Source organism: Marinigracilibium pacificum, from assembly GCF_012926615.1.
Taxonomy (GTDB): domain Bacteria; phylum Bacteroidota; class Bacteroidia; order Cytophagales; family Cyclobacteriaceae; genus Mangrovivirga; species Mangrovivirga pacifica.
This window is the reverse complement of sequence record NZ_JABBNU010000028.1, coordinates 1-1,406: the sequence shown is the minus strand read 5'-3', so window position 1 is coordinate 1,406 and position 1,406 is coordinate 1. Positions and strand designations below refer to the sequence as shown.

General features: G+C 41.2%; 1 protein-coding gene. It reads right to left on the bottom strand.

The annotated features are described in order from the left end of the window. Positions 1-482 precede the first annotated feature (482 nt). Entirely contained in the window at positions 483-632 is a 150-nt protein-coding gene (locus tag HH304_RS21075) for a hypothetical protein (protein WP_169685278.1), read from the bottom strand. Positions 633-1,406: the final 774 nt, after the last annotated feature.

Sequence of the window (1,406 nt, the reverse complement as noted above, 5' to 3'; positions counted from 1 at the left end):
GTCTAGGAGATCGTCAGCGGAATCTGTCTCTCCTTACCGTCATTCTGAGCCTACCGGCGAATAATCAGCCCCTCCATTAACGTCATTCTGAGTCTACTGACGAAGAATCTATCACACCTTAACCCAATGCAATCCGAATCATGATTCTCAGGGTTAAAAGATTCCTAGGATTCCTAACAAAGAACATTGCCGCATATTTTTAAAGATGTTTCATAGAAGGGCGGGGAGGTATGGCAATATCACGGGCCGAAGGTCCTGACAACCTATGGTTCGTCACGGAGGTGGTTGGTTGAGTGATGGGAGATTTGATATTGTCTTGATTCTTAGATCCTGACACTTGCCCTGACAATTAAGAATTCGTCATGGGTCTAGGAGATCGTCAGCGGAATCTGTCTCTCCTTACCGTCATTCTGAGCCTACCGGCGAATAATCAGCCCCTCCATTAACGTCATTCTGAGTCTGCTGACGAAGAATCTGTAGCATTAAATACCAATGCCATCTGAATCAAAATTTACAATACTTAAAGATTCCCAATAGAATACGCTGTTTGATACTTCATCATGTTTCATAGAAGGGCGGGGAGGTATGGCAATATCACGAGCCGAAGGTCCTGACAACCTATGGTTCGTCACGGAGGTGGTTGATTGTGTGATGGGAGATTTGATATTGTCTTGATTCTTAGATCCTGACACTTGCCCTGACAATTAAGAATTCGTCATGGGTCTAGGAGATCGTCAGCGGAATCTGTAACACCCTTAACGTCATTCTGAGTCTACTGACGAAGAATCTATCACACCTTAACCCAATGCCATCTGAATCAAAATTTACAAGAATTAAAGATTCCCAATAGAATACGCTGTTTGATACTTCATCATGTTTCATAGAAGGGCGGGGAGGTATGGCAATATCACGAGGGTGTGGTTGATTGTGTGATAGGAGATTTGATATTGTCTTGATTTTTTGGATACTTTTTTATCAAGAAAAAAGTATTAAAGTAACCAAGAGTTACAATCTAACTCAGAAGATACTGGAATAAACAATGTTATATGTAATTATTATGAAAATGTAATATTAACATGTCTGAATCAAAATTTACAAGATTACCAAAATACCCATAACCCATAACCCATATCCCATTACCATAACCAAACAGATTCTTCACTTACTGATATGCCTGTCGGCAATCAGCACAAGCCGTTCAGAATGACGAGTAGAGTGCCCCTCGCTAACGTCATTCTGAGTCTACTGACGAAGAATCTGTAACACCCTTAACGTCATTCTGAGCTTACTAGTGAAGTTTATAACCCTGACACTTGCCCTGACAATTAAGAATTCGTCATAGGGCTAGTCGTCAGCGGAATCTATCACACCTTAACCTAATGCAATCTGAATCATGATTCTCAGGG